The sequence below is a fragment of the Candidatus Zixiibacteriota bacterium genome (assembly GCA_040752815.1).
Classification (GTDB): Bacteria; Zixibacteria; MSB-5A5; order GN15; family FEB-12; genus JAGGTI01.
Window position 1 is genome coordinate 47,124 of record JBFMGC010000017.1, and the last position, 7,845, is coordinate 54,968.

At 57.7% G+C, this 7,845-nt stretch carries 9 protein-coding genes and 1 tRNA gene; 3 read left to right on the plus strand and 7 right to left on the minus strand.

The window, feature by feature from the left end; genetic code table 11:
* The first annotated feature begins 122 nt into the window (after positions 1-122).
* Genes AB1772_06305 through AB1772_06315 form a run of 3 tightly spaced genes read left to right on the plus strand, consistent with a single transcriptional unit; the run spans position 123 to position 2,238 of the window.
* Positions 123-734, plus strand: a complete 612-nt coding sequence (locus AB1772_06305; protein MEW5795957.1) for a GNAT family N-acetyltransferase — start codon at positions 123-125, stop codon at positions 732-734.
* The gene (locus AB1772_06310; protein ID MEW5795958.1) at positions 734-1,636 is read left to right on the plus strand and encodes a sulfite exporter TauE/SafE family protein; all 903 of its coding nucleotides are present in this window, start codon (positions 734-736) and stop codon (positions 1,634-1,636) included. The genes AB1772_06305 and AB1772_06310 overlap by 1 nt, the downstream gene beginning before the upstream one ends.
* Complete coding sequence (locus tag AB1772_06315; protein ID MEW5795959.1) at positions 1,633-2,238, plus strand: HAD family phosphatase; 606 nt, start codon at positions 1,633-1,635, stop codon at positions 2,236-2,238. Before AB1772_06310 ends, AB1772_06315 begins: the two co-directional genes overlap by 4 nt.
* Here AB1772_06315 and AB1772_06320 read toward each other — a convergent pair.
* The 7 genes from AB1772_06320 to AB1772_06350 all read right to left on the minus strand — a co-directional run bounded on the left by AB1772_06320 (position 2,235) and on the right by AB1772_06350 (position 7,683).
* Complete coding sequence (locus AB1772_06320) at positions 2,235-2,738, minus strand: DinB family protein (protein MEW5795960.1); 504 nt, start codon at positions 2,736-2,738, stop codon at positions 2,235-2,237. The two genes, AB1772_06315 and AB1772_06320, sit on opposite strands and share 4 nt — an antisense overlap.
* 326 nt (positions 2,739-3,064) lie before the next feature.
* Positions 3,065-3,547 (minus strand): DinB family protein, encoded by a 483-nt coding sequence (locus tag AB1772_06325; GenBank protein ID MEW5795961.1) that lies wholly within the window; start codon positions 3,545-3,547, stop codon positions 3,065-3,067.
* A 263-nt stretch (positions 3,548-3,810) separates the two neighbouring features.
* Positions 3,811-5,088, minus strand: coding sequence for an ATP-dependent Clp protease ATP-binding subunit ClpX (clpX, locus tag AB1772_06330; GenBank protein MEW5795962.1), 1,278 nt, complete (start codon positions 5,086-5,088; stop codon positions 3,811-3,813).
* Positions 5,089-5,138: 50 nt separating this feature from the next.
* The gene (gene clpP, locus AB1772_06335; protein ID MEW5795963.1) at positions 5,139-5,756 is read right to left on the minus strand and encodes an ATP-dependent Clp endopeptidase proteolytic subunit ClpP; all 618 of its coding nucleotides are present in this window, start codon (positions 5,754-5,756) and stop codon (positions 5,139-5,141) included.
* Between the two features lie 52 nt (positions 5,757-5,808).
* The gene (gene tig / locus AB1772_06340) at positions 5,809-7,074 is read right to left on the minus strand and encodes a trigger factor (GenBank protein ID MEW5795964.1); all 1,266 of its coding nucleotides are present in this window, start codon (positions 7,072-7,074) and stop codon (positions 5,809-5,811) included.
* 132 nt (positions 7,075-7,206) lie between these two features.
* Positions 7,207-7,289, minus strand: a tRNA-Leu gene (locus AB1772_06345).
* Positions 7,290-7,416: 127 nt separating this feature from the next.
* Positions 7,417-7,683, minus strand: coding sequence for a hypothetical protein (locus AB1772_06350; GenBank protein MEW5795965.1), 267 nt, complete (start codon positions 7,681-7,683; stop codon positions 7,417-7,419).
* Between the last annotated feature and the right edge of the window lie 162 nt (positions 7,684-7,845).

A 7,845-nucleotide genomic window follows, 5' to 3' on the forward strand; every position in this document is an offset into this window, starting at 1 on the left:
AAAATCAACCTGGGCGGGGGGATTCTGTCAAGAGTTTTCTTTCGAGAATAAGCTGACACTCAGACCTCTTTAACCTTGAAACTGGGGTTGTCAAAACGACCACGCCCTGCTACCATTATGCCGTGAACAAGCCAGAAAACCGAAACAGAATCCATGTGCGCGAGATCGGCCCGGACGACTGGCCGGTAATCAGCGAACTGTTCGGCGAGCGCGGAGCCTGCGGCGGATGCTGGTGCATGCACTGGCGCCGCGAAAAAAGAGGCAAAGCATGGGAGGAGCTCAAGGGCGAACCGAACAAACGCGCGTTCAAGAAGCTGATCGAATCCGACCAGGCGCACGGGATTGTCGCATTCTCCGGTGACCATCCGATCGGCTGGTGTTCATTCGGACGTCGCTCCGAGTTTCCTCGCCTGCTCCGTACGAAGGCTTATCAGTTGTCCGATGAAACTGCCGGCACACAGGCCGGAATCTGGTCAGTCAATTGTCTCTTCCTCGACAAATCGTACCGCAACATGGGTGTGTCGCAACTGCTGGTCGACGCTGCCGTGAAGGCGATTCGCAAGCGCAAAGGAAAGGTGGTCGAAGCGTATCCGGTGACGCTTACCCAGGACGGACAGAAACTGCCGGCGGCGTTTGCCTTTACTGGTCCGGAGATCATCTATCAGCGACTCGGATTCAAAGAGGTGCAGCGGCTAGCCCGGTCGCGCCCGCTTTATCGCCTGGAGCTGGCTTAGTGGTTGAATTCCCCATATCGGGTGTCGAAACCTGGTGGTGGCTGCCGACCCTGGTGGCATTCTGCATCTCCGCGATAACCTCAACCGGCGGTGTCACCGGCGCATTCATCCTTTTGCCGTTCACGGTGTCGATTCTCGGTTACAGCTCCCCCGGAGTCAGCCCTACTAATCTGCTCTATAACGTGTTCGCGATTCCGTCGGGTGTGTGGCGGTTTCATCAGGAACGGCGCATGCTCTGGTCGCTGGCCTGGGCCACGACTATCGCCACCCTGCCGGGGCAGACAATCGGCGCCATCATTCGCCTGAAGTACCTGCCTGACGCCCGTTCATTCAAACTGTTCGCCGGATTCGTGCTATTGTACTTGGGCGGCAAACTTATTCAGGACCTAATCAAGCGGCAGGCCGCCAACGGCCCGACCACGAACGCCACTGGCCATCGCATGATCACCCGGCAGCATCTCGGTGTGCGCACGCTGAGCTACGATTACGAGGGCGCCACCTATTCGATCACCACGTGGCCGGTGGTGCTGATTTCGTTTGTCGTGGGAATCGTGGGCGGCATCTACGGTATCGGCGGAGGAGCGTTGCTCTCGCCGTATTTTGTCGCAATCTACCAACTGCCGGTACATTCGATAGCCGGTGCGATGCTGCTCGGCACGTTTCTATCATCTGTGGTCGGTGTCATTGTCTACATGGTGGTGAGCCCGTTCTTCACACCAGAGGGGGCGATTATAATGCCGGACTGGCTGCTGGGCCTGGCGTTTGGGGTGGGCGGCGCGATAGGTGTGTATGTTGGCGCACGGATGCAGCGCTACGTGCCGCCGCGAGTCATCAAGTGGGTTCTGGTGGCCGCGCTGCTCTGGATTGCGGCCCAGTACATAGGGGGATTCTTCCGGCGATGAACCGGATCGACACTATCGTATTTGATCTGGGCAATGTCATCCTGCCGTTCGACCCGCTGAAACCCTGTGCGACCTTGGGAGAGATGATCGGCAAGAGCGCCGAGGAAGTCGCCCACCTGATCTATGATAGCAATCTGGAACGCCGTTTCGAGCAGGGGAGGATCGACGGAGCGGCGTTCACGAGGGGCGTATCCGAGGCGCTCGACCTGAATCTCGCCGAGAGCGAATTCCGTGAACTATGGGCGGACATGTTCACCGAGAATCAGGAAGTGTCGGACATAGTCAGGGAGCTTAAGCCGTACCACCGCCTAATGCTCATGTCGAACACCAATCACTGGCACTGGCGTCATGCGTTTCTGCACTTCCCGATCGTGTCCGAGTTCGAGAGCTATGTACTGTCGTTCGAGGTAGGCGAGCTCAAGCCGCACCCGGCAATCTACCGCGCCGCACTGGCGAAGGCGGGAGCGGACCGGTCGGTTCTGTTCATCGATGATATTGAGGTAAATGTCAATGCCGCCCGGATAATGGGGATTGCGGGGATTCACTTCTGTTCAGCAAAGCAGCTGCGCAGGGAGTTGATCGCGCTCGGATGCAAGCTCTAACGGATCAAACGATCGCCGCCCAGCAACCTTACAAGATAGGCCATCTGACCCACGTGATACGCCTCGTGGAGCGCGCCGAATGAGATTATCCCGCCGACCGTGTTGACCGTGCCGGGAACCTGCACCGTGAACGACGGGGCCCCGTCGAGCTCACCATCTGCAATCGTTTCAAGCCGCTTCAACATCGGATCAGTTATCTTGTTGAATGAGGTTATGATTTGATCGAGCGATGGATACGCCGCCGGCTCCTGGGGGCGGGCCCCCAGATCAAAAAGTTCGGTCCAGCGAAACGTGGTTTTGATGCCCATGGTGGTCGCGATCTTGTGACGATAGAAGGTGATATGACCGGCGAGAAAGCGAAAGGAGTTGCCGATATCGAGGGGGCGATGATCGATGTCTTTGATATCGAGCAGTTCAGTGGCGCGTCGAAACAGGCCGGTGTTAATCCGATACAGATCAGCGGTGTATGCAATCCTCGGTACCATGGTTCGTGGTTGCAAGGTAGGCGATTCCTGCGTGAAGCACAAGCGAACAAATGTGGAACAGTTTGATTGCAGCATAAAGTCCGGAAGCATAGTAGGTCGAAACGAGCCCGCTTCGGGCCGTTTCGACATCGCCCACGGTCGCGCTGACCATCCTTGCCACCTTGCGACGCTCCTCCGAGATCCCACCCGCAAGCAGGTGGGCCGCCGGTCGATGGTAGTCGTCGCGAGAGAAAAGTCACCCTTCGACAAACTCAGGGTGACTTGAATGGCAGAATCGCCGGTCGCGCGCTGACGCGAGGGACCTGCCGCTGGCGAGATCTCCCTACGCCACTACCACCTCACTAGCCTACCAGCTTATCGCAATCGTGAAGTCTCATAATGTACGCCAATTGGCCGACATGGTAGCTTTCATGCAGCGACAGAAATGCGATTGTCCCGGCGGTCGTTTTCTCCAACCCCGGTATCTCGAACGCCGCCTCGCCGGCGAGATCGTCCTCGGTAAGCGCGGGAAACCGTTGTCTGATTTTCTCCGAAATATGGCTAAACGCCTTCGTGATTTCATCAATCGAGGGGTAAGCCGACGATTCCTGCAGAGGCGCGCCGAAGCTGTACAGCTTCTCCCATTCCACGTTTTCGTTCAGACCGATCGCCTTGGCCAGCATATAGCGATGCGCAGTGATGTGGCCGAATACCCAGCGGAAGGAGTTGGCTTTTTCGATTGGCCGGGAGTCGATTACCTCGGGTTTCATCTGCTTGAGGGCCTTGAGTACAAGTTTTTCGGTGATCAGATATAGTTCGCTTACTAGTTTGATTCGTGGGTGCATATCTGCTCCTTGGTGGTTGGGTCTTTGCGTCTGCAACAATGCGGCCGGGCCGGCGGTTCATATGGATTTCATTTCTGTGATTCATCGGCCAACGGCCAAGCCAACGGAATCGGTGTCACGAGGTTTCCGACGAACCGTATCCCTCCGATTGCCCGGTGCGACTGATTCCTGTTCTCCACCCGCAAGTGGGTGGGCTGCCAGTCCGCGCGCGGTGTTGGCGCACGGGGACGTACGCCAACCAGGACTCTGGAAGTCTTGTAGCCTTACCCCGCTTTGCGCTTGGACTTGAGCACCATGCGCGGGGGTTCCCCCTCGAGAATGGTCGCGGCCGTGACCACGATCTCAACCACGTCGTCACGCGACGGTATCTCGAAGAGCGTGCTGAGCATCGCCTTCTCGAATATCGAACGCAGCGCCCGCGCGCCGGTCTTGCGATTGAGTGCGATCTGCACGGCGGCGTCCAGAGCGGAAGGTTGGAACGTCAGCTTGACATTCTCGAGTTCGAGCATCTTGGCGTACTGCTTGGACAGGGCGTTCTTCGGCTTGGTCAAAATGCTTAGCATCGCCTCGCGATCGAGTGGCCGCAGCGACGCGGTCACCGGCAGGCGCCCGACCATCTCCGGAATCAGTCCGTACTCGATCAGATCCGCAGGAATTACGTGGTCCAGGATTTCAGCCGAACCGGCATCGAGCGTGCGGCTCTCCGCCTCGAACCCGACAACTTTGTTGCCGAGACGGCGCGCGACAACCTTCTCCAGCCCGTCGAATGCCCCGCCGCAGATGAAGAGAATGTTGGTGGTATCGATCTGCACAAACGCCTGCTCGGGATGTTTGCGGCCGCCTCGAGGCGGGATGTTCGCAACCGTACCCTCGAGGATTTTCAGGAGACCCTGCTGCACGCCCTCGCCGGAGACATCGCGCGTGATCGACGGGTTCCCGTCCTTGCGGGCGATTTTGTCGATCTCGTCGATATAGATAATCCCCAGCTCAGTCTTGCGCGGATTGAAATTGGAGGCTTGAAACAGGCGCACGAGAATATTCTCGACATCCTCACCTACGTAGCCGGCCTCGGTGAGCACGGTGGCGTCAGCGATCGTGAAGGGCACCTTAAGGAACTTGGCGAGGGAGCGCGCGATAAGCGTCTTGCCGGTGCCGGTCGGGCCGAGCAGCAGGATATTGGCCTTGTCCAGCTCGACGTCATCACTCTGTCGGGCAAGTTGGCCGGCGCTGCGCCCTTTCATTACATAGTTGATGCGTTTGTAATGCTGGTAAACCGCGACCGAGACGATCCGCTTGGCCTCTTCCTGGCCGATAACGTACTGGTCGAGAAACTCCTTGATATCAGCCGGGCGGGGCAGATCGCGCAGTTCCTCGGTCGGTTCGTAGTCCGGCGCCGCCTGCAGCAGATCGCCGCACAGGGCGACACACTCGTTGCAGATGAACGATTCGTGTCCCGAGAAGAGCCGCTTGACCTGACTGTGCGGCTTGCCGCAAAACGAGCAGCGCTGGGGTGTGCGGGGTCCGTGTGATTCGGCCGTCATGGCGACTTTCCTGCTTTCCTATTGAATACGTCCAATTCGCCTCCGGTTCGCTACTTCTTCTCCTGCCTCTTGGAGACGTAGATCTTGTCGATCAGCCCGTATTCTTTTGCCTCTTCGGGCGACATGAAGTAGTTGCGATCCGTGTCTTTCTCTATCCTGTCCAGCGACTGTCCGGTGTGCTTAACCAGCAGTTCGTTGATTTTGTGCCGGGTCTTTTTGGCCTCCTCGGTCATGATTACCAGATCGGAGACCTGTCCCTGGGCGCCGCCGAGCGGCTGATGTATCATAATTCGGCTGTTGGGAAGCGCCGCCCGCTTGCCCGGAGCGCCGGCCATCAGCAGGAACGCCCCTGCCGAGGCCGCCAGCCCCATGCAGGTGGTAGCCACATCGGGCTTGATAAACTGCATCGTGTCGTACATTGCCAGCATCGCCGAGACCGAGCCGCCGGGCGTGTTGATGTACACAAAGATATCCTTGTCCGGATCCTCGGCCTCGAGAAAGAGCATCTGGGCCACCACGAGATTAGCCACGTTGTCGTCGATCGGGGTGCCGATGAAAATGATGCGGTCCTTCAGCAGGCGCGAGAAGATGTCGTACGCCCGCTCGCCTCGACCGGTCTGTTCCACCACCATCGGTACCAAGTAGTTGCTAACCAGCTTATCGCGCATAAGTCCTTTTCCTTGGGTGCGTCGAGCGCACCGCTGTATCACCAATCCATGTCTATTTCTTTATCGGTACGATGCTCGCTCTGGCGAGCAGGAAGTTGACAATCTTATCCTCTAATATCGAATCGCGCAGATCCCGCAATTTGCCGGCCTTGCGCAGGCTCTCTTTGGCCTGGTCCACCGTCACACTATGGTAGGCCGCAAAGCCCTTGATCCAATTCTCGGTATCCTCGGGCAAAACTTCAATCTTCTCCTGCTCGGCGAGCCTCCGCCAGAGCAGGTCCCAGCGCATTGATTTGACACCTACGGGGAAGTAATGGTTGCGTAATTCGGTTTCGTCAAACTCTTCGCCCTGCTCCCGAAAATCTTTTACCAGCTTGTCGAGATACTCGTTGATCGGCCCGGCCGGAATCGGCACCTCGTTGCGGCTGCATAACAGGTCGACAATTTCGCGGCGCTGCGCCCGGCGCTGTAGCGCCTGCTTTTCCTTGAGCATCTTCTGGCGGGCCTGGAGTTTGAACTCGAGCGCGGTTTCGCCCATTCCGACCCGTTTGGCGAAAGCATCGTCGACCGGCGGCAGTATCCGCTCGTTGACCGACTTGACTTTGCACAAATACGTAATACGCGCGCCGGCGAATGTCTTATCCGAATAATCCTTATCGTAAACTACTTCGATCTGCTTTTCCTCTCCGGCATTTACACCGGGCAACTGCTCGCGGAATTCCTTGATGGTCGACGGATTCCCGAGGTCAATATGTGAATCGGTGAAAGAGTCTTCACTTAGCACTTGATTCGGATCGGTGACTTTCACCAGATCGACAATCAGGATGTCGCTCGGCCCGGCTGGTCGGTTCAGCGCTCTTAGGTCGGAATAATGTCGGCGGAGATGCTCAACAAAGTCGTTGATCTCGTGCTCCTCGACCGTGATTTCTTCCGCCTGGAGCACCAGCCCGTCGTAGTCCACGCGCCCTATTTCTGGGAAGACCTCCAGCTCGGCCTGGTACGACATCGTGCCGTCGTCGGCGAGGTCGAGCGCGGTAATCGTCGGTCGCCCGGCAATCTGAAGTTTGTGTTCGCCGATCGCTGTCGACAGGCTCTCGCGGAACAGCTCGTCGATCACGTCGCCTTTGACCTGGTCGCTAAATTGCGAGCGGATCATCTCCATCGGCGCCATTCCCTTGCGGAACCCTTTGAGGGTAACCGTGCGGCGGAGCTCGGTAAGTTTCTTGTCCATCTCCTGATGAAAAGCCTGGGCCGGGATTTCCACTCGCAGTTTACGGGTCAGTTCGGCGCCGCTCTCGATGACCACTTTTGCCTGCACTTCGTTACTCCCATAGGGTTCAGGCCGGAGCCGGCCGCCAACCTTCGGCGACAATTCACCGGCCGTGCCCTGGCCATGAATTGGACAGCGGCACACAGCGGCCGGTTGCGGTCCGAACCGGGTTTGTTAATATGCGAAAGGGGGGACTCGAACCCCCACTCCTTAACGGAACTGGATCCTAAGTCCAGTGCGTCTGCCAATTCCGCCACTTTCGCGCACTTTACAGCCCGATAGTTTACAGCAATTCAGCGGCGGTGGCAACGAGGTTTTTGGGGGTGGCCGGAGTGGCCGGCCACGCAACCACTGCGCAGGTATAGGGAACGGAGCTACTTCGTCCGGGGGTCAGAGCGGCTCGCCCACTCCCAGGCTCTTCAACAGGCCAATGTCCACTGATTTGCCGGCGCAGCACGACGCCAGGTTGCCGTCTATCGTTACCGCCGGCACCCGGGTAATCCCGCATTCTGCGGCCTTAGTCTGGGCTGACTTGTCGGTTCGCAGATCGAGTATGCGAAGATCGCAGCTCGGGCAAAGTATGCCCTGAACCTCCTTCACGGTTTCGTCGCACAATAGGCACCCAGCCACGAATATCTCGACGATACGTTTGCTCATTTGGTGCGTCCTTTCTTTGACCTTGGGTTTGTGCTTAGAAGCCATTTCATAACCTCTTCAGCGTGATGAGCAGGCAAGCGACATGAAAAAACGCCTCATAAACCACAATATCACGGTCCCAGCGGACCACCAAGCGACGATTATTTCCCAGCCAGGCAAAAG